Source organism: Thermogemmatispora aurantia (assembly GCF_008974285.1).
Lineage (GTDB): Bacteria > Chloroflexota > Ktedonobacteria > Ktedonobacterales > Ktedonobacteraceae > Thermogemmatispora > Thermogemmatispora aurantia.
In genome coordinates, this window is record NZ_BKZV01000001.1 from 1665568 (window position 1) to 1686405 (window position 20838).

General features: G+C 59.3%; 19 protein-coding genes. 9 read left to right on the forward strand and 10 right to left on the reverse strand.

Features of this window, described 5'->3' with window-relative positions; genetic code table 11:
- Positions 1-40 precede the first annotated feature (40 nt).
- The 3 genes from KTAU_RS06510 to KTAU_RS06520 form a co-directional block, all read right to left on the reverse strand.
- Entirely contained in the window at positions 41-808 is a 768-nt protein-coding gene (locus KTAU_RS06510; protein WP_151727555.1) for a hypothetical protein, read from the reverse strand.
- A 328-nt stretch (positions 809-1136) separates the two neighbouring features.
- A complete protein-coding gene (locus tag KTAU_RS06515) occupies positions 1137-2153 on the reverse strand; it encodes an alpha-ketoacid dehydrogenase subunit beta (RefSeq protein WP_151727556.1) in 1017 nt (338 codons plus the stop codon).
- Positions 2150-3187, reverse strand: a complete 1038-nt coding sequence (locus KTAU_RS06520) for a thiamine pyrophosphate-dependent dehydrogenase E1 component subunit alpha (protein ID WP_151727557.1) — start codon at positions 3185-3187, stop codon at positions 2150-2152. Before KTAU_RS06520 ends, KTAU_RS06515 begins: the two co-directional genes overlap by 4 nt.
- A 392-nt stretch (positions 3188-3579) precedes the next feature.
- On the opposite strand from KTAU_RS06520, the gene KTAU_RS06525 reads away from it, so the two are divergent.
- The 5 genes from KTAU_RS06525 to KTAU_RS06545 all read left to right on the forward strand — a co-directional run bounded on the left by KTAU_RS06525 (position 3580) and on the right by KTAU_RS06545 (position 8081).
- On the forward strand, positions 3580-4065 hold the full coding sequence (locus KTAU_RS06525; RefSeq protein WP_151727558.1) for a hypothetical protein: 486 nt from the start codon (positions 3580-3582) through the stop codon (positions 4063-4065).
- A 356-nt stretch (positions 4066-4421) separates the two neighbouring features.
- On the forward strand, positions 4422-4856 hold the full coding sequence (locus KTAU_RS06530) for a MaoC/PaaZ C-terminal domain-containing protein (protein ID WP_151727559.1): 435 nt from the start codon (positions 4422-4424) through the stop codon (positions 4854-4856).
- A 42-nt stretch (positions 4857-4898) separates the two neighbouring features.
- The gene (locus KTAU_RS06535) at positions 4899-6545 is read left to right on the forward strand and encodes a long-chain-fatty-acid--CoA ligase (RefSeq protein ID WP_151727560.1); all 1647 of its coding nucleotides are present in this window, start codon (positions 4899-4901) and stop codon (positions 6543-6545) included.
- Entirely contained in the window at positions 6526-7491 is a 966-nt protein-coding gene (locus KTAU_RS06540) for a ribonucleotide-diphosphate reductase subunit beta (protein WP_151727561.1), read from the forward strand. Before KTAU_RS06535 ends, KTAU_RS06540 begins: the two co-directional genes overlap by 20 nt.
- Before the next feature lie 311 nt (positions 7492-7802).
- Entirely contained in the window at positions 7803-8081 is a 279-nt protein-coding gene (locus tag KTAU_RS06545; RefSeq protein ID WP_151727562.1) for an Lrp/AsnC family transcriptional regulator, read from the forward strand.
- Positions 8082-8135: 54 nt separating this feature from the next.
- Here KTAU_RS06545 and KTAU_RS06550 read toward each other — a convergent pair whose 3' ends face one another.
- The 4 genes from KTAU_RS06550 to KTAU_RS06560 all read right to left on the reverse strand — a co-directional run bounded on the left by KTAU_RS06550 (position 8136) and on the right by KTAU_RS06560 (position 11641).
- Positions 8136-8666 (reverse strand): DinB family protein, encoded by a 531-nt coding sequence (locus KTAU_RS06550; protein WP_170293101.1) that lies wholly within the window; start codon positions 8664-8666, stop codon positions 8136-8138.
- Between the two features lie 181 nt (positions 8667-8847).
- Positions 8848-8997: a hypothetical protein gene (locus KTAU_RS21505; protein ID WP_170293102.1), complete on the reverse strand. Its 150-nt coding sequence runs from the start codon at positions 8995-8997 to the stop codon at positions 8848-8850.
- A 22-nt stretch (positions 8998-9019) separates the two neighbouring features.
- Positions 9020-10567, reverse strand: a complete 1548-nt coding sequence (locus tag KTAU_RS06555) for an MFS transporter (protein ID WP_151727564.1) — start codon at positions 10565-10567, stop codon at positions 9020-9022.
- A gap of 444 nt (positions 10568-11011) precedes the next feature.
- Positions 11012-11641 (reverse strand): histidine phosphatase family protein, encoded by a 630-nt coding sequence (locus KTAU_RS06560; RefSeq protein ID WP_151727565.1) that lies wholly within the window; start codon positions 11639-11641, stop codon positions 11012-11014.
- A gap of 348 nt (positions 11642-11989) precedes the next feature.
- On the opposite strand from KTAU_RS06560, the gene KTAU_RS06565 reads away from it, so the two are divergent.
- On the forward strand, positions 11990-12724 hold the full coding sequence (locus KTAU_RS06565; protein ID WP_228026335.1) for a response regulator: 735 nt from the start codon (positions 11990-11992) through the stop codon (positions 12722-12724).
- A 259-nt stretch (positions 12725-12983) separates the two neighbouring features.
- Positions 12984-13850 (forward strand): PHP domain-containing protein, encoded by an 867-nt coding sequence (locus tag KTAU_RS06570; RefSeq protein ID WP_228026336.1) that lies wholly within the window; start codon positions 12984-12986, stop codon positions 13848-13850.
- Positions 13851-13867: 17 nt separating this feature from the next.
- Here KTAU_RS06570 and KTAU_RS06575 read toward each other — a convergent pair whose 3' ends face one another.
- The 3 genes from KTAU_RS06575 to KTAU_RS06585 all read right to left on the reverse strand — a co-directional run bounded on the left by KTAU_RS06575 (position 13868) and on the right by KTAU_RS06585 (position 18916).
- Positions 13868-16150 carry a transglycosylase domain-containing protein gene (locus tag KTAU_RS06575; protein ID WP_151727567.1) on the reverse strand — a complete coding sequence of 761 codons (2283 nt, stop codon included), beginning with the start codon at positions 16148-16150 and terminating at the stop codon, positions 13868-13870.
- A 699-nt stretch (positions 16151-16849) separates the two neighbouring features.
- Complete coding sequence (locus KTAU_RS06580) at positions 16850-17638, reverse strand: helix-turn-helix domain-containing protein (protein ID WP_151727568.1); 789 nt, start codon at positions 17636-17638, stop codon at positions 16850-16852.
- 210 nt (positions 17639-17848) lie between these two features.
- On the reverse strand, positions 17849-18916 hold the full coding sequence (locus tag KTAU_RS06585) for a phospholipase D-like domain-containing protein (RefSeq protein ID WP_151727569.1): 1068 nt from the start codon (positions 18914-18916) through the stop codon (positions 17849-17851).
- Positions 18917-19139: 223 nt separating this feature from the next.
- Here KTAU_RS06585 and KTAU_RS06590 point away from each other — a divergent pair, with 223 nt between their 5' ends.
- Both KTAU_RS06590 and KTAU_RS06595 read left to right on the forward strand, forming a co-directional pair.
- Complete coding sequence (locus KTAU_RS06590) at positions 19140-19364, forward strand: hypothetical protein (RefSeq protein WP_151727570.1); 225 nt, start codon at positions 19140-19142, stop codon at positions 19362-19364.
- Between the two features lie 153 nt (positions 19365-19517).
- On the forward strand, positions 19518-20810 hold the full coding sequence (locus KTAU_RS06595; RefSeq protein WP_151727571.1) for an NAD(P)/FAD-dependent oxidoreductase: 1293 nt from the start codon (positions 19518-19520) through the stop codon (positions 20808-20810).
- Positions 20811-20838: the final 28 nt, after the last annotated feature.

Consider the following 20838-nt stretch of genomic DNA (forward strand, 5'->3'; position numbering starts at 1 on the left):
CTCTCTAGTCCGACTTACTCAACTCAGCTCCACAGAGGGCTTAGAGCAGCTCACGTGCTAGCAAGAGCCTATAGCGCGGGTTATAGGTTTTGTCGCAGAGGCTGCAGGAAACAGGACGGCTATAACGACGTGCCCGTGGGTATTCCTTGCCACAGTTAGGACAGACGTAGATATAACGTAGAGGCGCTCGCGCCCGTCGCAGCTGTTCGCGACGGGCGCTCTCTTCATAGAGTAGCTGCCGTAGCTCTTCCAGATCATAGCCGGTAATGGCGGCTTCATCAGCGGCAATGGAATCATAGCCATGATGGCGATGGCGCCGTGGGGTCCCGCGCACCCGGTCAGCAAGATGGATCAGCTCATGAGCGACCGTGACCTCAATAGAGCGCGGCTGCATATCTGGCTCGATGAAAATGCAGTGCCGGTGGCGCGGCACCTCGCCCGCAGCGAAGGCCGAGCGAGACAACGCCCTTTCTCCAAAACCCGGCAGCGGCAGCATGGGGCTGGTCCGTCCACTCTCCAGCTGGCCCGGCTTGCGACTGGCTCGATCGGCTACTGAAGAACTGGCCTTCCCGCCAAGCTGCACGTAGCAATAGCAACCGAGCACCATGAAGTTGAGCCGCTTGCCTGTCCAGCGCTGATACTCACGACGATCCTGGGTCAGCGCCAACAGTACTAACTCGCTCTCGGGCAGCCCTAAGCGCTGCCAGTAGTGCCAAAACCAGCGCTCTACCAGCGGTGTGGCATGTAGAATAGGACCGGCCTGCACAGGTGGAAGGGCCGGCAGGCCGGGTTTGTGTCTCGCAGCCATACGGTTCCGTTGCTCTTTACTTGCTGTAGTGTACTCCTCATCAGCCGAGCAGGCGACCCACCGTCGCCCGTCGGGGAAGCGAGCGACCGACGCCGGGAGCAGAGTCCGGCAGGGCAGCACCAGATCCTGCCTTAGGCTGGATCGGCGCTGTTCTCCTGCCTGGAGGGACCTGCCCGTCGGCTGTTGCCCAGTATAGCAGGGGGAGCCGAGAGGTGCAAGTTTCCCTCCCCTCGCCAACAGGCAGGGCTGAGCCAGTCGGCCAGTCAGTCAGCAGCCCCGCCTGTATCCTCTCTCTGAGCGAGAATCAGAGGCGCAATGTACCAGACTGTCACGCCAGCGCCTGCGCCCCGACAAGGCTGCGGGCAGCCTCGTAGATGCGCTCGACACTGGGAATAACGGCGCGCTCCAACGGCTCGGAGAAGGGGATTGGCACATCGGGCACTGCCAGCCGCTGGATTGGAGCCTTCAGCGAGCGGAGGGCGCCAGCTTGAATGCGGAAGGCCACTTCACCGCTCAGCCCGTAGCTCATGTAATCCTCATCCACAATCAGCACCCGGCCAGTCTTACGGGCCGAAGCGACCAGCGTGGCCTCGTCTAGAGGTACCAGGGTCCGCAGGTCGATGACTTCCGCTGAGATCCCCTCTTGGGCCAGCCGTTCGGCAGCTTTTAGACTGCGAGGAACCATCAGGCCTGCAGCCACAATGGTCAGGTCCTGCCCCTGCCGACGAACGGCAGCCTGTCCCAACTCGACAGTGTAGCGCTCCTCGGGAACCTCCTCTTCCTCGCCCTCGAAAGGCAAGAAGGGCAGACCCGTTAGCAGCTTGTGCCCGAAGATGATCACCGGGTTTGGGTCCGCCAGTGCGCGCATCGTCAGCCCCTTGGCATCGTAAGCCGTGGCAGGCACCACGATCTTGAAGCCCGGCAGATGTGCAAAGAGACCATAGAGGACCTGTGAATGCTGGGCGGCATCGCCATAACCACCGCCGATGGCGGTGATGACCGTCACGGGCATCGGCAACTGCCCCCCAGACATGTAGTAGTTTTTGGCCATGTGGTTAAACATCTGGTCGAAGCCAGCCCCACAGAAATCGACGAACATCAGAGAGACTACCGGGTGGAGGCCAACCGAGGCAGCTCCGACGGCCATTCCCATAAAGGTCTGCTCGGTGATTGGCGTGTCCACAACCCGCTCACGACCATACTTCGGGAAGAGGCCCATAGTAAAGCCGAAGACGGCCCCCCAGTAGGTGACATCTTCCCCCAGCACCACAAGGCGTTCGTTGTGAGCCATCTCTTGATCAATGGCCTCAGCAATAGCAAAAGCCAACCCTTTGAGCTTTCTCATTGGAAGACCCCCATCAGAGCCTCTTGCGGCTCCGGCAATGGACTGCTCTCTGCAAACTGGATGGCTGCTTCCGCCTCCTGCTGAGCCTCATCTCGCAGGCGATTCAGCATCGCCTCATCGGCCCAGCCGAGCGTCTTGAGGCGCTCCCCCAGACGAGGAATGGGATCGAGGGCCTGCCAGCGCTCGACCTCCTCGCGCGTCCGGTACTCCTCGGCATCCCCCTCAAAGTGACCGCGGTAGCGATAGCAGACTGCCTCGATGAGGGCTGGCCCCATGCCATTGCGCGCTCGCTCGATGACCAGCTTCGCCACGCGGTAGACGTCGATGAAGTCCATGCCATCGACGACATAGGAGGGAATATTGAAGCTCTGGGCTCGCTGAAAGTGATGAACCGTGGAGAGAGCGGCCCATTTTGGCGTCGAGTCCGCGTAGAGATTGTCCTCGATGACTACTACCAGGGGCAATTGGAAGAGGCCGGCAACGTTCAACGTTTCGGCAAACGTCCCATGATTGGCCGCCCCCTCACCGGCGAAAGCGACAGCTACATGGCGCTGACCAAGCTTGCGAAAGGCAAAGGCGGCTCCCGCTGCCTGGGGGAAGGAGGCACCCACGATGCCACTGCAGGCGAAGTGCCTGCCCGCGTCGAAGAGATGCATATGACCACCCTTGCCGTGGCAGAGGCCGCTGGCTTTACCGAAGATCTCAGCCGCCAGCTTCTTTGGCTCGACCCCTTTGGCCAGAGCGTGATGGTGAGGCCGATGGGTACTGACAACAGCGTCGCCGTCCCCGAGGAGGGAGCAGACCCCAACAGCTACCGCCTCCTGGCCAACAGCCAGGTGCATCTCGCCCCGGATCGGCCCCGCCGCCATGTTGAACTCGGGCGTTTTGCCGATATAGTAGCGGTCGGCGATGAGGTTTTCGAAGGAGCGGATCAGGCAGAGCTGCCGATAGGCCCGGCGCAACTGGTCCGCATCCAGCCCGGCCTGGGCAACAAGATACTGCAGGTCCTGCGGGCTGGGTTCAGGCTTAATCATGGTCACCTCCTTCTGGCTGGAAGCAAGGCGCTACAAGAAAGTCACCGAGCCGCGCTCGGCTACGGAAGAAGAAGGCCCGAGATGAGGATAGATCGCCTGGCAGGACCAGCCGGACGCAGGAAAGACCATCCAAGGCTGAGTTGCCTCTTCTTCTCTTGCCTTCCCTGCCCTGGCTGCAACTCGATCGTCTGGCTCAGCTTTGCTTGCTCGTTAGCCTGCTTCAACTCTACTCGATGCCTCACGCAGCTGTCAAGGCAAAGATAGAAGTGGCTTGATAAACATTGACAGGCCCTCTCATGAGCAGTAAGATGAGGCATACAGCACTATCAGACCTGTTGTCACCTAGATGGCGCGACTGTCCTCGGATCTCCGCCCCTGTAAGGAGTATCTGTATGTCTTTCCAGGTCTTCATCAAAACAGAGAAATCCCTGCATCAACTGGCCAGTGAGATAGGCACGCATCTTTCCTTGCCTCCTTTCAAGCGGCAGCGGACCCGCGACGCGCTCTATTACCAATTTGAAATGTTAGGCATGCTGGTCATACTTCATTATCTTGAAGAAGAAGATCGGGCACCCGAAGTCCTCAATTATCCTTATGTTTTCACGCTGGAGCTGACTTTCACCGAGCATGACCTCGACACCGACGATCTGGAGTATCGCCTGCAGCCCTACTATGCCCGCCTACTCAGCTTTCATCTAGGAGTAGAGACAGCCTACCACGAGAAGCAACGGATCAATCAGCGCTGGCGCATCCGCTACCATTTCTGTCGAAAAAATCCCAACTGGAAGGAAGACATTCTCTACGGCGAGCCAGGCTGGCAGCCGGCGGTCATCGAGGAGCCGCCGAGCGAGTGGCGCAACCAGCTCGTCCCCTGGTGAGTCAGACTAAACCTGCCGTGCTCCTGGCCAGCTTTCGGCCAACCAGTCAGTCTGGCAACAAACGCCCGCCTTCCTCTGTCTGCGCCGCTCGCTCCGGTGTTATGAAAGACAGGTTCACTGGCGTGCCGTCTCAGCCCCTTGTCTAAGCGGCCTGATCATGTTACAGTTTTTATCGAGAGCGGTTGCTGCCGCTGCCGCATTTCAGTGATGTCAAACTGCGAGCGTGAGAGTGCATCCTTGCGCAAGCGCATTAGTACGCGAGTGAGTACTCCCCAGTCAGTACCGGGGCGATCGTAGCGGATCACCCTGGTGGGACGGAGAGAGTCCACGCTCCCCACAGTAACGAAAGGCAGGCTATGACTAGTAGCATTGTCGAGGCAGCTATCGGCACAGAACTTCCCCCACTGGTGAAGCCGCCGGTTACTCGTGAACAGCTCCACCGCTATGCTGAGGCTTCCGGCGATTACAACCCGATTCACCTGGACGACGAGGCCGCCCGCCGTGTTGGGCTTGATGGGGTTATCGCTCATGGGATGCTCAGCATGGCCTTCCTCGGCCAATTTATCGAGCAGCAGATCGCCGCCTATCCCGAGGCCCTGCTCGCCCATCTGAAGGTTCGCTTCGCCAGCATGGTGCGTCCAGGCGATGTCTTGACCTGTCGCGGTCGAGTCACAGCGCGCAGCCGCGAGCCTGATGGGCATGAGCGGATCACCATCGAGTGTTGGGCCGAGAACCAGCGCGGTGAGCGAGTGACGAGCGGCGAAGCCATCGTCTCTCTGCCATCCGCCTGAGCGAGTGAGTGTGCATCGGTCGACTAACAAGGAGGTTTGCGCATGGTCGAAGCCAGGAACATCAGGGACATCGCCGACCTGCGGCTTCAGTACGACCTGGCGATCTACAACTGCCAGCGCTTTGGCACCTATGAGGCCCTGGTCTATGAGGACCCCCAGCTGGCTGAGCCCCGCCGCTATACCAACGTGGAAATCGCCCGCGAGGCCGTGCAACTGGCCGCCGGCCTGCGCGCGCTCGGCATAGAGACTGGCGACCGTGTGATGGTGATGATCCCGAACTGCCCGGAGGTCATTATCTCCTACCAGGCCATTGCGCGCGCCGGCGCCATCGTCATCCCTGTTCTCCCTCTCCTCAAGCCACCCGAGGTGCAGTACATTGCCCAGAACTCGGGAGCCCGCCTGCTGATCACCAGCCCGCTCCTGCTCCCGCTCCACGGGACCACCCTGGCCCAGGTACCTACGCTGGAACAGATCGTCTGCGTCGGTGATCTGGCAGCCGCCGGGCCGCTGGGATCTCTCTCAGAGGGGAGGCCGCAAGTCCACACTTACCAGGATGTCCTCGCCCGCGGCGCAGAGTATGCCGACTACTACCTGAGCGACCTGCCCGGTATCAACCTGACCCCCGATGACACCGCCGTCATCCTCTATACCTCCGGCACCACGGGCCGCCCCAAGGGCGTTATGCTCTCCCACCGCAACCTTGTCGCCAATGCCGTCAGCGGACGTGGCGTTGGAGGGGATGAGGACCCAAGCGTCGCCGAGAGCCAGGGTGAAACGCATCTGGCCATCCTACCTCTGGCCCATGCTTTTGGTCTGGTGGCTTCCAATGTGGCCTACCTGAATGGCGCGCGCATCGTCATGCTGCCACGCTTCGACACCACCGCCGTCTTCTCAGCCATTGAACGCTACCGCGTCTCCGGCTTCGCCGGCGTTCCCGCCATGTTTGTGGCCCTGCTCCACAGCCCCGACGCCGACAGGTACGACACCAGTAGCCTGCAGTACTGTGTCAGCGGCTCGGCTCCTTTGCCGGTGGCCGTGCTGGAAGCCTTCGAACAGAAATTCGGCTGTCGCATCCTCGAAGGCTACGGCCTCTCGGAAGCCACCGCCGCTCTCACAGGCCACAATCGCGAGATGCCGCGCAAGCCAGGCTCGGTCGGCAAGCCACTGCCGGGTGTCGAGATCCGCATTGTCGATGAGAACGACCGGGATGTGCCAGTGGGCGAGGTAGGCGAGATTATCGCCCGTGGCCCTAATGTCATGCAACAGTACTATAATCTGCCCGAGGAGACCGCAACGGCCATGCGCAATGGCTGGCTCCATACCGGCGACATGGGGCGCATGGACGAGGACGGCTACATCTACGTGGTGGAGCGCAAGAAGGATCTGATCATCCGCGGCGGCTTTAACATCTATCCTCGTGATGTCGAGGAGGTTCTCAACCGCCATCCCGCGGTCATCGAGTCCGCTGTGGTCGGCATTCCTTCTGAGCGTATGGGCGAGGAGGTTAAGGCTTTTGTGGTCACGCGTGAGCCGGTTGACGCCGAGGCCCTCAAAGCTTTTTGCCGCGAATACCTGGCCAATTATAAGACCCCGAGCGAGATCGAGTTTGTGGACTCGCTGCCGCGTAACCTGGTGGGCAAGATCGATAAGAAGGAGCTGAGGAGGCGTTATGTCCAACAGCCCTCATAACAATAGCAACCCCTTAGAGACTGCCCCCCTCGCCCAGCTGCAGGGGACGCCGATCGATGCGGTGCTCAGCATCATCGACCAGGGACTGGTGCACTTGCCCAGCTACCGCGAGCTGTATTATCGCTGGGAGCGCCAGCAGTGGCAGGCACAGGAGCTGGATTTCAGCTATGACCAGCAGCAGTGGCAGTCTATGCCCCCCGAGGAGCGGCAGGCACGCATGTATGGCCTCTCGGCCTTCTTCAAAGGGGAAGAGTGCGTTACCAACACTCTAGCCCCCTATGTGGTGGCCATGCCCGACGAGGAGATGCGGCTCTTCTTGACTACCCAGCTCGTCGACGAGGCCCGTCATACGGTCTTCTTTGATCGCTTCTTCCGCGAGGTGCTGGGTGTGGAGCAGGAGAGCCTCGACGGCGCTTTGCAGGTGGCCGTCGGATATATGAATGAGCATCTGCGCACCATTCTGATCGAGGCGCTGGCGGAGATCGCCGAGCGTATCCGCCAGGAGCCGGGCCAGCTTGCCCATCTGATCGAAGGGGTGACGCTCTACCACATCATCGTCGAGGGCACCATGGCCCTGGCTGGCCAGCGCTCTATTCTGGAGACCTACCGGCAATTCAATCTCTTCCCCGCTTTCCGCGCCGGCTTTACGGCGGTGGCCCGCGACGAGTCGCGCCATGTGCTCTTCGGTGTCAAATTTCTGCGCGACATGATCCAGCAGGACCACGAGCGCGCTCAGATTGTCTACGCTGCCGTTCAGAAGTATTTGCCAACCGCTCTGGCCGGTCTCACTCCCCCAGAGCGGGAGATTCCGCAGTACCTGGCGGCCCGCGTCGATCCCTGGCAGACCCCGCGCTACGCTATTGAGTCGCTCCGTAAGAAGCTCAAGGGCATTGGGCTGAGCATGGAGCTACCCAGCGTGCCACCGCCGCCCGTCTTTCAGGCATAGGGAAGCAGCAAGAGAAGGCCCAATTGATCCCCCACCTCCAATCTTAATCTAAGTCAGAGGTGGGGCAGCGCCTTGCGCAGGCTGATCAAGCTAGCAAGTGAGCAACAGGACTGAGGCAGGGCAACGCCCATAGTCTGCCTCGTCCGCCCCACGCGCTTTTCTGGCTTTCAGCCTGCGCAGGCGGTGGCGGTCGACCTGCGGGTCAGTTCACTGTGCCTTGCGCCACTGAACGGTCTGGGTCGCTCGCATCCGCGGAGTATGCTACTAATGATGAGTAAGCAGGCTCATCGCCAGGAGAAGGAGGGAAAGAGATGATCACGGCCCTGGTGTTGATGAACGTCGAACGAGGACAAATCAACGAGACAGCGCAGCGCTTGCTGGAGATTTCTGGCGTAGCCGAGGTCTACTCAGTTACCGGCGATTACGACCTGGTGGCGCTGCTGCGCCTGCCTCGCTATGAGGATTTGGCCGAAGTGGTGACGGGGAAGATGACCGCCATTCCTACGATTAGCCGCACCCACACCCTGATGGCCTTTCAATGCTACTCGCGGGCCGATCTGCAACAGGCGTGGGACCTCGGCGTCGAATAGCAGGCGAGACGAGCGCCGCGCTCGCCACCAGGCCGCGCCGGCTGCTCTCTCAACTCAGATGGGCATCCCTTGCTTGCCCAGTTCGCCACGAATGTGGGCGATCTCGCCGAGATGGGTAAAGCAATGTGTCAGGCAGATCTGGCCAATCGCCTGGATGGCCGGCATTTCGCCCAGGGGTTTGACCTTGACGATGCGCGCAGATAGCTCAGCTCCGCCGTCCTCGACAGCCGCCAGATAGTCTTCAAACTCCTGCCAAACACGGTCCGCGTATTGCAGAAACAAAGCCGGGTCAGCGATCCGAAACTGCCGCGCTTCCTCAGTACTCATGCCAGTACCCTGAACACGCGGCGGCAAGCCCAGACGCGCATGCCACTCTTCCTCGTTCCAGAGCGGTTGCCGGCCCTGCAAAATAAAGCGCAAAATATTATCTTCCGTGCGCACACAGTGCCAGATCAGAAATGCAATCGTATTGACTCGCCCTGGCCCCTGATAGTGCCACTCCTCTACGCTGAGATCGCTCACACTCGCGCGCATCCATTCGTGCAAGCGACGCTGCTCTCGTCGGAAGAAATCGATAATATTCATGGCAAGAGGTTTCCCCTTTCTGTCCTCACCCGGCCTGGTTCTCCGCTGCATCGCGGGCTGGGCTGCTGGCTGCCGAAGACCCCAGGTCGAGTCAAGCCAACCTCAGCGCCGGCTAGCTTTCTGGCCTTGTGCTCGCCTTCCTGGACAGGTCCACAGCGAGCAAAGAAAAGACGGCGCGCTTTCAGAAGCTATTGTACACGCCGTCGTTACACTCTACCATGTTGCTGGCTAACATCTCTCGCTGCTGCGGGAAGCCGTCCCGTGGCAGCGAGCCAGATGGCCTGATCACGCGGTTGCGCTGCTCTTTCTTGCTGCCCGTCTGGTTGGCCATGTGCATTGTTGGAGCGGCAAGCCTAGCGCGAAAGCAGCTCACCGACAGCCACCTTCTCGGTCAGCAAGGGAGAAGAGGAGGAGGCGGCAAGCGTCTCGTTCTCGACCAGCTTATACTCTCCAGAGATCTCTTCCAGCGAGCGACCGCTGGGTTCGGGAAGCGTGAGCAGGGTCAGGACCAGGCCAGCCACCGAGATAATGGCCGTGAAGGTCATCACGCCCGGCAGATGGAAGCTACTGAGCAGGAAGGGGAAAATCAAGGCACCGATAAAGGCGCCCACCTTACCCAAGGCAGCCGCAATGCCATGCGCGGTGGAGCGGACCATCACCGGGAAGATCTCAGCGGGATAGACGAAGGTGGTCACATTGGGGCCGAACTCGGTGAAGAAGTAGCTCACACCGTAGACGAGCAGGAACGGCACCGTGAACTGGGTCAAGGCCGGGAAAACTGCCAGCAGCCCATAGGCCAGGGCCATCATCGCAAAGCCAACACACTGAATCCACCTGCGACCCAGGCGATCAATGGTCAGCGCCGCCACAATATAGCCGGGGAAAGCGGCCACCAGGAAGACTAGCAGCGTATAGACCATGTTGAGCAGCAGGCTTGAGTGGGCATTGAGGGCCTTCAAGACCAGCGGGCTGGAGATGGTCGTGCCATAGTAGGCGATATCGAGCAACAGCCAGGCGCCGGCGGTACCGATCAGCCAGCGCAGGTAAGGGGCGCGCCAGAGCAGGGGAAGCCAGGAGCGCTTCGTGCTCTTGGCCGGCTCAGGCTGAGTGGTCCGAGCCTGCGGCTGAGTCCAGGACGAGGAGCGAGCGCCGTTGTGGGTATGGCCATTCTGGCCCGTCACCTGATCGATCGTTGCCGCAGCGGCCTCCAGATCGCCCTGCATCATCAACGCAAAGCGGGGCGTCTCAGCGATCTGGCGGCGCAGATAGAAGGTAGCCAGCGCGGGCACAGCGCCTAGAGCCAGCATAATGCGCCAACTCAGGTCGTGGTCCAGTCCGGCCAGCAGCAGTGCAATAGCCACCAGGGGACCCAGGATCAGACCGACCCCCTGCATTGCAAAGACCATCGTCACCAGCTTACCACGATCGCGCCGGTTGGCATACTCGCTCATGAGCGTTGCGCTGAGGGGATAATCGCCACCGATCCCCAGGCCCAGGATAAAGCGAAAGATGATCAGCCAGACCACGTTGGGCGCCAGTGCTGAAGCCAGGGCCCCCGCCGCCAGCACTAGCAGGGTGAAACCGTAGATCGAGCGCCGTCCCACGAAGTCAGCAAGACGCCCGAAGATCATTGAGCCGAGGGCCGCGGCGATCAGCGAGGTGCTGCCAACGAGAGAAATCTCAAAATTGCCGAGGTGCCAGAGGGGCGTCAGGATCGCGAGGACAACACCAATAATAAACAGGTCATAGGCATCTGTGAAGAAGCCCATGCCTGAGGTGATCATCGCTTTCCAGTGGAAGCCCGACAGGCTACTGTTGTCAAGGGCATGTAAGACAGATTTACGCGCTTCAATAGCACTATCCACGGCTACAATCCGGGATGGCTCTCCGCCATCAACCATATGTGTTGTGTCTCCTTGCTTCAGGGACATGTTCGCGACTCAAACCAGTCCTAGCAGAATCGTAGCGCGTCAATGTTATGGCTTTGTTAAGTCAGCTTTAAGGCTGGTTAACAAACGAGGCCACGCGCTACGCCTGCTCCCCGTGCCTGCTCCATCAAATCCGCTGGGGGAGAGCGCCGGGGAGCCATAGCACCGCTTCGACCGGCCCGCTCGCAGGCGCAAGACGCCTATCTGCCTGCTTTGGTTTGCTGCATCCTTTTTCCCTTTCTTCTATTACATTAGAACACGGCCCAACCGCCCCATCATGCCCGCTTCTGGGCTAGCAACGGTCCCAGCTCCAGCCCCATAGTAGGCGAGGATCAACCGGGCCAGCCAGCCAGCCAGGTAGACAATGCACACATCTACTCCTACTGGGCGGGGTGAAGACAGCCACCCGAACAAGCCTTATTCCATACCGCGGAGATGGCAGGTATCGTTGTAAGAACGCAGATGCCAGCAGGCGCGTTCTTGTGGGAACGAAGTACCGTGGTGCCAATGGGTAATAGAGGTATTTTCGGTATAGAAGCGGACCGATGGTAAGGAAAAAGAGCTGAGGCCAAAGAAATAGATAAACGAGCCATCGATGACGCCGCCGTGACAGACCACCACGATCGTTTTCCCTGCATACTCATGGGTAATGCGCTGAAGGGCGCGCCCGACGCGGAGCATGAACTCTGGCCAGCTTTCGCCCTCTGGGGCGACTGGCCGGAAAGGATTCTCTTCAAAATTGGGGAGGCCGAAACGCGCGACAAACTCCTCCTCGCTCAAGCCGGCGGCCTCTCCCTCGCGCAGCTCCTGCACCTCGTCATCCGGGATAATAGGGAGGCCCAGAGCTGGTGCAATAATCTCAGCGGTCTGATAGGCGCGGCGCAAGGTACTGGAGATCAGCACATCGGCGGCGATCTCACCCGTAGCCAGGCGATCACGCAGACGTTCGGCCTGCCTGATGCCCCGAGGAGTGAGGTCCAGGTCACCGAAGCGGTGCTGAACAGCGTTGAGAGCCTCGGCGTGCCGGATCAGATAGAGATGAGTCATAAGCAGGGTCTCCTTTGCTCTTTTCTCCAGGAAACAGGCTCAGGAGTCGACGCTGAGCCACAAGCAGAAGGATGCTGGGGCTAAGCGAGCAACTGACCATGAATGGATCAGGCTGACAACTGATCAGTCTGATCGTTCGTTGGCCGTGCCAGGCAGGCTTAGGCAGTCAGTCCTGTCCGCTCCTTTCCTTCTCTCATGCTACCATCTCTCAAAGCAGTCGCACAACACTGGGGGTAGCAAGCGTTGGCTGGCAGTCAGAGATGAACGGTATAGTATAATGAAATGAAGTGATTCAGAGTGATGCCTTCCTACCTTAGCCAGCCAGAGAGACGAGGATGGAGAAGAACCGTGGCGCGCAAGATTCTCGTCGTAGACGATGAGGAGGTTCTGGTTGAAACCATCGCCTACAACCTGGAGCAGGCCGGTTACCAGGTGATCACAGCGGCAGATGGTTACAGCGCCCTGGAAGCGGCTCGGAGCGAGCGCCCCGACGTCATTCTGCTCGACATCATGCTGCCAGGCCTCGATGGATTGGAAGTCTGCCGGCAGCTGCGGCGTGAGGCAGAGACCGCTACCATCCCCATCATCATGCTCACCGCCAAAGGAGACGAGATCGACAAAGTCGTCGGCCTTGAAGTGGGAGCGGACGACTACGTGACCAAGCCCTTCGGGCGTCGGGAGCTGCTGGCGCGTATTCGGGCCTTGCTGCGTCGCGTTGAATACGGTAGCGCCTTTGAGGAAGAGAGTCTTCGAGGTAGTATCGAAGCGCCCACGCGGCCCAGGCGCGAGCTTGTAGCTGGCCCCCTGCGCATCGATCTCGACGGTCGACGCATCTTCTGTCGCGATCAAGAAATTGAGCTGCAACCCAAGCAGTTCGATCTGCTTGTCTATATGGTGCGTAACCGTGGCACAGTTCTCACCCGCGACCAGCTCCTCCATAACGTCTGGGGCTACGACTATGTCGGCGACACACGCACCGTGGACGTACACGTGCGCTGGCTGCGAGAGAAGATCGAAGAAGATCCCGCCAATCCCAAGCTCATTCAGACTGTGCGTGGCGTCGGCTACTGTTTCCGTCGCTAGGAGTTGAGGAGGCAAGGCGGGGCGAGGCAGCAGCGAGCGCGAGCGAGTGAGAGGGAATGAGAAAGAGCGTGGGCCGAGCCAACAGTCCGCCCACACTTCCACCTGCTTTGGCGGGAATCAACCGAGCAGAGCGGTCCCCCCTTCCCCCCAAGAAGACGCTGCTTCTCCGGCTCCAGGGCAGGCATTCCGCAAGCAGAAGGGCGGGCGGGGAGCGCGCCAACCCAAGCAACCCAAATTCATCAGCAGAAGGAGTTCACTATTGGACCTGTTGACTACAGCACCACTCAAGCTTTCTCCAGAAGCGCCCATTGACTTGCACATGCACACGACCTACAGTGATGGGCGCTGGACAGCAGAGCAACTGATCGCCTATCTGGTACAAGAAGGCTTCGCGCTGGTTGCCGTCACTGATCATGATCGTGTTGACACCATCAACACAGTGCGTCAGCTAGCAGCAAGCAGAGGGCTGCCAGTGCTCGCTGGTGTCGAAATGAGCACCACCTGGCGCAACCATCCCACGCACGTTCTCTGCTACGGCTTTGATCCCGAAACCACCCTGTTGCGCGAGGTCATTGCAGACGTCAAGCGCCGGCAGCATGAACATACACGCGAAGTTTATGAGACCCTCAAGAGGCGGGGCTATAGCTTTCCGCGCGCCGCCGAGTTGCTCGCCGCCAGCGGAGGCGAGCCGCAGCAACTGCGCGACAACGTCCTTCTCCTCATCGAACACGGTTACGCTCCAGACTGGCCGCGTGCAATGGAGATTCTGCGCGAGGCTGGTCAACACAGCATTCATGCTGAGATGGCAGCGACTGTCGAGGCCGTTCACCGCAGCGGGGGAGTGGCCCTGATCGCCCATCCAGGGCGGCGGGAGCGGGGCTTTACCTTCTACGACACCGCCCTCCTGGAGGAGGTACGGGCCGAGGTGCCGCTAGACGGTCTTGAGGTCTACCATCCCTACCACAGTCCCGAGACAATCGAGAGCTATCTCGCCTACGTCAACGAGCACGACCTGCTACTGAGCACCGGCTCGGATTCACATGGGCATGCCGGGCGCATGCCTATCAAGTACCGCGCCGAGATTAGCCAGCGCCTGCTGGAGCGTCTCGGCGTCCAGGTAGGATAGAGGCGGCTGCCTCTATCCTACTCGCCATTGTGGACAATATACCAATCGGTTGAGGTCAGTCCCGGATAGGAGACCGTCTTCTTCACAACGCCCGGCGGCGGACCAGGGAACTGTTCGACAGGCTTGCCCTGTTCCACCAGCAGCATCGTATCGTGCCAGATGGGGCCAGCACCATCGACACCAATGACGTTGATCATCGGCGAGTTATCATCGTTGCCAACCCAAACCCCCACCACCGCGTCGGGCGTATAGCCTACCGTCCAGTTATCCATGAAGTTCTCCGATGTACCCGTCTTAGCTGCCGCGGGACGGACCACGCCGGGATTGCCAGCATAGCACTGCTGCTGAGTGTTGCTATAGAGGTAGAGGGCGCTGCACTTACCAAACTCATAGGTGCGGTTGTTATTATCGCTGAGCACATTAGTGACCACAAAGGCCACCTGGCGACTGATGACCCGTTTGCCCTGGGGCACGAAGCGATAGATCAGACGCCCCTGTGAGTCGGTCACCGTGTCGATAGCATGTGGTGGGACGCGAATGCCACCGTTATCAAAAACGGCGTAGGCGGCGGTCATGTCCAGCAGATGGACGCCGAGCGTACCCAGCACCATCGTGTAGTTGGGGGTACCAACATAGCTTGTAATGCCCATGGCCTCCGCCGTCTTGAGGGCCTTATCAACACCGACCTGCATCAGCAGTTTGACCGCTGGGATATTAAACGAGTTCTGCAAAGCGAATCGGTACGTGATCAGGCCGTGATAGCTCATATCATAGTTATGAGGCGTATAGGGCGGCAGGCCGCAGCACATCTGAATGGTCAATGGGCCATCGTAGACTGGCATGCCCGGACTGATTCCTTGAGCAAAGGCCGTGGCATAGATGAACGGCTTAAAAGCCGAACCGGGCTGGCGATAGCCCTGGGTTGCCACATCGAATTGGCCTGTGTTGGGATCATTCGGATGAATGTTGCCGACCAGGGTGCGGATGGCCCCCGTATGGGGGTCCATCACGACCACCGCAGCATCGCTCATATGGTGGGCAGCCATCTTCTGAATCTGCTGCTGCGCGATCTTGAAGACCTGCTTCTGCAGATTGAGATCAAGCGTTGTGTGAACGATCAACCCACTGCGTGCGAGCTGGGAGACCTTCACATGCAAGACCTGGGCCAGCTCGTTGAGCGCGTAATTGATGAAGTGTGGGGCATCGGGGCTGTTCTGTACCACGCCGCGGTGCAGGAAATTCGGCTGCTGCATCTCCACAATAGCAGCCCGCTCCTGCTGGGCAGTGATGTAGCCCTGAACGCGCATCTGATGGAGCACATCCTTGGCGCGCTGGAAGGCAGCTGGCCAATTGATGAAAGGATCGCGCGCGATCGGAGAGCTAGGGATGCCAGCCAGCATGGCCGACTGAGCAATGTCGAGCTGAGCCGCAGCCTTCTTTGTCGGAGTATCCTTGAGGCCGAAGTAGGTGAAAGCTGCTGCTTCGGCTCCATAGGCCTGCTCACCGTAGTAGACGGTGTTCAGGTACATGGAGAGAATCTGCTCCTTGGTATAGTACCGTGTCACCTGCGGAGCGAGAATGATTTCTTGAAGTTTTCTAATAATGGTATCTTTATTACCAACAATGGCATTTTTAATGAGCTGCTGAGTGATGGTGCTACCACCAGAGACGATGCGACCGTGGGTCAGATCGTCGAGGGCAGCGCGCACAATACCGGTGATATCGTAGCCTGGGTTATTCCAGAAATTCTGGTCTTCGATAGCGATTTCAGCATGCTGTAGATGGATAGAGATTTGCGAGAGCGGGACCGTCGTCTGCAACCCTTCGCTTGTCATCTGATAGATCAGATCGCCATTGGCATCATACATCTTCAGGTTATCCTTGGGAAGAATATCAGCCAAAGTGACAACCTGTTGTCCGAAGCGCTCCTGGGTAGCGCTGACCAGGCCCGCTACTCCAACCAGCACGCTGGTGAGGACGACGATCACCGCCAGGGAGATGACGGCTAGCGGCATCAGCGTCCACTGGGTGCCAATCTTCTCAGCGAGCGCGTAACGCAAATTACTGCGATGGAGGTTCTTGCGCTTATAGTGACGCCTGAGACGCCAGCCGCGCGGGTGGGTCACCAGATGGGGAGCCTCATAGTAGACACCCACCGGCGGTTTCTCAGGGCGTTCCTCTAGCCGTTGTGCGGCAGCTGCCCGGCTATTGGCCGGCAGACGAGCAGGAAGGTGGAGCACCTCCGTTTTCTCTCCTGCCGACTCTTCTTCGAGAACCTCTATCTGCCTCTCGTCGGACATAGTCTACCCCTTCTTCTCTCTCCTGCTTGCTTGCTGACTGCACGGCAGGGTCTGCGCTGAGGCTTTCCCTGCCTGCACTGCTCGCCGCTGATCTTGCTCCTCGGAGACAGTTCTCGCGCCGACCCGCCCTCTCCAAGACGGGGAGTCGCTTGAGAGTCAAGCGGGTCCTTATATCCAGGATAGCAGATAACAGAAACTGACAGTTTATCTCAATGGAGTGGATTTCACAGGAAATGCAGAATTATGTCTGCTCTTGCCGCTCCGCCCTCCGGGCTGGAGTCGCCACAAGAGCATGGCTTTACTACTGCTGTGCTTGCTTCTGGTCGTACCCTTATTCACGAACGAATGAGCGGCACTGCCAGTCACCAGCCCCTCCTCCGCGCCGTTTCCCGAGTTATATTGATATTGTAACACAGAATGTATCTTTAATTCAATTGCAGATCGGGAGTTACGGAATACTTTCTAGATTACTGCTGAGATCTATCGCCGGCCCATCCCCCGGAGCGTGGCGAACCTGTATTGCTTACAGGTGATAATACGTCGATTCTTCCTGTTTCGTATCGGGTGGGCTGGCTCCCTAGGAGAGAAAGGTAAGCAGACGGCTAGAGCGGGCCGACGAAGTCAGGGGCGGGGTGGTAAGGGAGGAGTCAGTCAGGGACCAGACGAGGGGAGATAGTAGAGGAGCTGGCCATTGGGGAGTCAATCCGACCGGCCTGAGTGCGCTCTTTCTTCTCTGGCTGAGAGTATGTCGTCGGAGGGCTGGCACAGGGATTCTTCTTGAGCCAGGCTGTTTCCGCTCGGATTGCCCGTTGTTTGGGCAGGAGCAGGTGGCCGACTTTCGTTCTCGCCGAGGGCGGCCTCGATCAGGGCAGGCAAGATTTCGTTGGTCAGGCGTTGGATTTGGTAGAGACTTTCGGCCCAGGGTATCTCTTGATGATCGCGAGTTCCCTGGACTTCGGCCAGCTGGATCAGAGTCTCGTCGACGAGGCTACGGAAATAGAGGAAGGCGCGTACAGCGTCGGCCACTGGCACATGGGAAGAGCGGGTAATCGAGCCATATTCGTAGCCGAGACGGGCGGCCTCATGCAGCAGCTCGGGATAGGCGCCAGCATCTGTCAGAGCGTGCAGCAGCAGCTCCAGCAGGCGTCGTCCGAGGCGGCGATAGGCTTCGCGGGCAGCCTCATCGAAATGGCGGTGCCAGGGCAAGCGATCCAGCACGCCTTCGGCCCAAGCCTCGCGCACGCGCCCCAGCACGCTTTGCACGAGAAGGCGCGCAGCAGGGCGCGGCTTGCGCTCGCTTTCCTGACGTAGGTGGGCCTCGATGTCGGAGCGGCGAAAGCGGCGATGGCCTCCGCTGGTACGTCGTGAGGGCAAGGCATTGCGGTCGGCCCACAGGCGCACCGTCGCTGGATGCATTCCCAGTAATTCTGCAGCCTCGCGCAGACTCAGCCACTCCTCCTCTGGCCGTGGTGTAGAAGCAGACGTCATGGCCCGACCTCCCTTCAGAACCAGGGCCGGTGTGGTGCCGACAGATGAACGGCAAACGGCTTAACAAAGGTCTGGAGTATCTTGTATGCGTAATGGTTCCCGAGCTTCACAAGCTGACAGCACGTCTCTCCCCTGTAAATAGATTGTATGGGAATTGCGCATGCCCGTCAAGGCCGCTCTCTTCCGGCTCTAAGACTGACTACGCTGCTATCAACCAATGGCTTCCTCTACTAACCTTTCGATAGTGGCCCGATCCTCACCAAAATGCTGCGCTAGACGCTGAATCGCCAGATCCCTTAGCCGAGCACGCACTTCAGGAGTGAGCGCTCGCATCAATGCCGGATTGACAATGTAGTAGTCCCCTTCGGGACTGGCTTCCAGTAGCCCTCGACGTTCAAAACGTGGAAAGGGATCAATACGTATGATTTCAATGAACGCGCTTTCTTCAAGCTCTGGGTCATCAATCGCTGCTCGCCTCTTACCTCGCTGTTTCTCACGCGGTAACCCCCTCTGATCCCGCAACTGGTAGAAGCGACGAAAGCAGGTGGCAGCCTGATGTTGCGAAAAGAAGCCGCGATTATCGGTATGAGCAAGCATGACAAGACAAAGGAGCATTTGATAAGCGTAGACCAAGCGCGTCCCTTGGAGATAGTGCTCCAGCTCTTCCAGGGCCTGGCGCTGTAGCGGTTCCGGTACGACGAGTGCAGGACGCGCCGCCGATGGTATCCCTTCTCTGCGCAAATAATCGGTGTACTCCCGCTCTCGTATATGACGTTCCAATCGCTGTTCAGCAGCTTCCAAACTTCTGTATAGCTCCTCTGTAAGGGGATGAGCCTGGAGCCGGTAGCCTTCTAGCAATGCCTCTAGCCTGGTAAATGGCTCAGTGAATCGTTGCCCTTCAATAAGTAGATTGAGTTCGATGTTGAGGCCAAGACCGCTACTGGTCAGATTCGACGAGCCGATCATAGCCCAGGCTAACCCCTTGTTAACGCCATAATAGACCTTGGGATGAAAGATGCTGCCAGGCTCGGCGAGGTAGACAAAAACCTCTGCTCCCAGCTCCTGCAGCTGTCTGAAGGCCACTACGCGATTGATGGGAGCGATGCCTACGGTGATCCGCGTGCATCTGGCGGCTTTGATGAGCTGACTGAGATTGAGTACTCCACCAGGTGAGATATAGGCTACTGCTAGCTCTAGATCCATACCCCTATAACGCTGAGCTACTTCTTCCAGCTTCTCCAGGGGCTGATGAACCAGGCATACGCTCACGTTGGCCATGAGTTGCTCCTCCTCTGCTCCAGGCGTCTTTCAGTCCCTCTCTTCGCTCCGGCAACGAGAAAAGCAAGGAGTCCCTGAGCGAGAGGGATCTATAATACTGCTTGCCAGTTACTCATTCTAGCTTGCTTTTTTCTCGACTTACAGTCCAGGAAAGGAATCCGCTAATGAACCTGGTCATGCTCGTCATTGATGAAGCCAAGGAGGGCGGGGAAGACAAAGCTGAATGGTTTACAGCGGACATCTGGCCATCTGCGCTGTTAAGGGAGGGGGCTGGCAGGCCTCGCGCGGCTATGGTACAATAGATGCCAATCAGCACGAGAGCAAGGACGCAGGCGAGGCCCTCCCGCCAGCCAGCACAGATCAGCCAAGCCGGCTGGCTGGCTTTGCCGGCTTGCATACGCTCACTCCTCCACCCCTCATGGCCGTGGCCCGCAGGCACACGCCATAGATCACTCCAACTCGGGCAACTGGAGAGAGTAAAAAACGCAAGCCGTAACCGCAAAGCTCTGCCCCGGCGCTAAGGCCGCGCTGTGGCTATACCAGGCTACCAGAACTCCAACAAGGGCTATCGCAAGCACCAGGGAGAGGAGCAATATTCGCTATGCAATACGCTATCTTCGGAGGCGGCGCACTCGGTCTGGTGGCCGCCTATCGCCTGGCTCAGGCCGGTCAGTCGGTCATGGTCTTCGAGCAGGAGGAGGTCCCCGGTGGCCTGGCCGCCGGTTTCCAGGTCGCGCCAGGCATCTGGTTGGAGAAGTTCTATCACCACCTCTTCCGTACCGATCGCGCCGCTATTCGCCTGATCAACGAGCTGGGCCTCGGCCCACAACTGGTCTGGTCCACCCCACGCACAGAGTCTCTGATCGAAGGCCAGATTTATCGTCTCGATTCGCCTACCTCGCTGCTGGCCTTCCGCCCCCTGCGCTTCTACGAGCGCCTGCGCGTCGGAGCAGTGGCCGCCTTCCTGAAACTCTCTCCATCCTGGCCCCTGGAGGGCCGTACTGCCGCCCCCTGGCTGCGACGCTGGATGGGGAAACGTGCCTATGAGCTGGTCTTCGAACCGCTCTTTGTAAGCAAGTTTGGCGCTCTCCATGAGCAGATCGCTCTGCCCTGGTTCTGGGCCCGCTTCCACGACCGCACCACCAGCCTGGGCTACCTCAAAGGCGGCTTCCAACAGCTCTACGACCGCCTGGCGGAACGCATCATTTCCCTCGGCGGCAAGGTTCTGCTCGGCACCCGCATCGAAGGCGCCGAGCCGCTGGCCGACGGCGGCTGGCAGGTACGCACAACCCGCGGCACCTGGACGGTCGATCGGGTAATCTCTACCCTGGCTACCCGCCTGACCCTGCGCCTGATTCCAGCTCTGCCCTCAGACTACCGCGCTCGTTACGAGTGGGGCCAGGCTTACGGCGCCCACTGCCTGATTCTGGCTCTCGATCGCCGCCTGACGGCTACCTACTGGCTCAATATCTGCGATCCGGGCTATCCTTTCCTGAGCATCGTCGAACATACCAATCTGCGCCCTCCCGAGGAGTACGGCGGTCGCCATCTGCTCTACCTGGGCAATTACCGCCCAATGGATGACCCACTCTTCCAGATGGAGAAAGCCGAGGTCCTGACCCAGTTCTTACCCCATCTGCGCCGCATCCGTCCCGATTTCGATCCCTCCTGGGTGCGCGAGAGTTGGATGTTCCGCGCTCCCTTCGCTCAACCGATCGTGACCCCAGACTACCGCGAGCATATTCCACCCCTGAAGACCCCCCTGCCCGGCCTCTGGCTGGCTAATATGTTCCAGGTCTATCCCCACGATCGCGGCCAGAACTATTCCATCGCTCTGGCCGAGCGCCTGGTTCGCCAGATCCTGGAGGAGGAAGCAGCTCCCTCTCGACGCTGAGAAAGCTCCTTCTCCCCCTCCTGCCTCC

Excerpts from the sequence above, each read along its gene's own strand:
- KTAU_RS06510 (WP_151727555.1), bottom strand. The coding sequence starts at position 808 with ATGGCTGCGAGACACAAACCCGGCCTGCCGGCCCTTCCACCTGTGCAG.
- KTAU_RS06515 (WP_151727556.1), bottom strand. The coding sequence starts at position 2,153 with ATGAGAAAGCTCAAAGGGTTGGCTTTTGCTATTGCTGAGGCCATTGAT.
- KTAU_RS06520 (WP_151727557.1), bottom strand. The coding sequence starts at position 3,187 with ATGATTAAGCCTGAACCCAGCCCGCAGGACCTGCAGTATCTTGTTGCC.
- KTAU_RS06525 (WP_151727558.1), top strand. The coding sequence starts at position 3,580 with ATGTCTTTCCAGGTCTTCATCAAAACAGAGAAATCCCTGCATCAACTG.
- KTAU_RS06530 (WP_151727559.1), top strand. The coding sequence starts at position 4,422 with ATGACTAGTAGCATTGTCGAGGCAGCTATCGGCACAGAACTTCCCCCA.
- KTAU_RS06535 (WP_151727560.1), top strand. The coding sequence starts at position 4,899 with ATGGTCGAAGCCAGGAACATCAGGGACATCGCCGACCTGCGGCTTCAG.
- KTAU_RS06540 (WP_151727561.1), top strand. The coding sequence starts at position 6,526 with ATGTCCAACAGCCCTCATAACAATAGCAACCCCTTAGAGACTGCCCCC.
- KTAU_RS06545 (WP_151727562.1), top strand. The coding sequence starts at position 7,803 with ATGATCACGGCCCTGGTGTTGATGAACGTCGAACGAGGACAAATCAAC.
- KTAU_RS06550 (WP_170293101.1), bottom strand. The coding sequence starts at position 8,666 with ATGAATATTATCGATTTCTTCCGACGAGAGCAGCGTCGCTTGCACGAA.
- KTAU_RS21505 (WP_170293102.1), bottom strand. The coding sequence starts at position 8,997 with ATGGCCAACCAGACGGGCAGCAAGAAAGAGCAGCGCAACCGCGTGATC.
- KTAU_RS06555 (WP_151727564.1), bottom strand. The coding sequence starts at position 10,567 with ATGGTTGATGGCGGAGAGCCATCCCGGATTGTAGCCGTGGATAGTGCT.
- KTAU_RS06560 (WP_151727565.1), bottom strand. The coding sequence starts at position 11,641 with ATGACTCATCTCTATCTGATCCGGCACGCCGAGGCTCTCAACGCTGTT.
- KTAU_RS06575 (WP_151727567.1), bottom strand. The coding sequence starts at position 16,150 with ATGTCCGACGAGAGGCAGATAGAGGTTCTCGAAGAAGAGTCGGCAGGA.
- KTAU_RS06580 (WP_151727568.1), bottom strand. The coding sequence starts at position 17,638 with ATGACGTCTGCTTCTACACCACGGCCAGAGGAGGAGTGGCTGAGTCTG.
- KTAU_RS06585 (WP_151727569.1), bottom strand. The coding sequence starts at position 18,916 with ATGGCCAACGTGAGCGTATGCCTGGTTCATCAGCCCCTGGAGAAGCTG.
- KTAU_RS06590 (WP_151727570.1), top strand. The coding sequence starts at position 19,140 with ATGGTTTACAGCGGACATCTGGCCATCTGCGCTGTTAAGGGAGGGGGC.
- KTAU_RS06595 (WP_151727571.1), top strand. The coding sequence starts at position 19,518 with ATGCAATACGCTATCTTCGGAGGCGGCGCACTCGGTCTGGTGGCCGCC.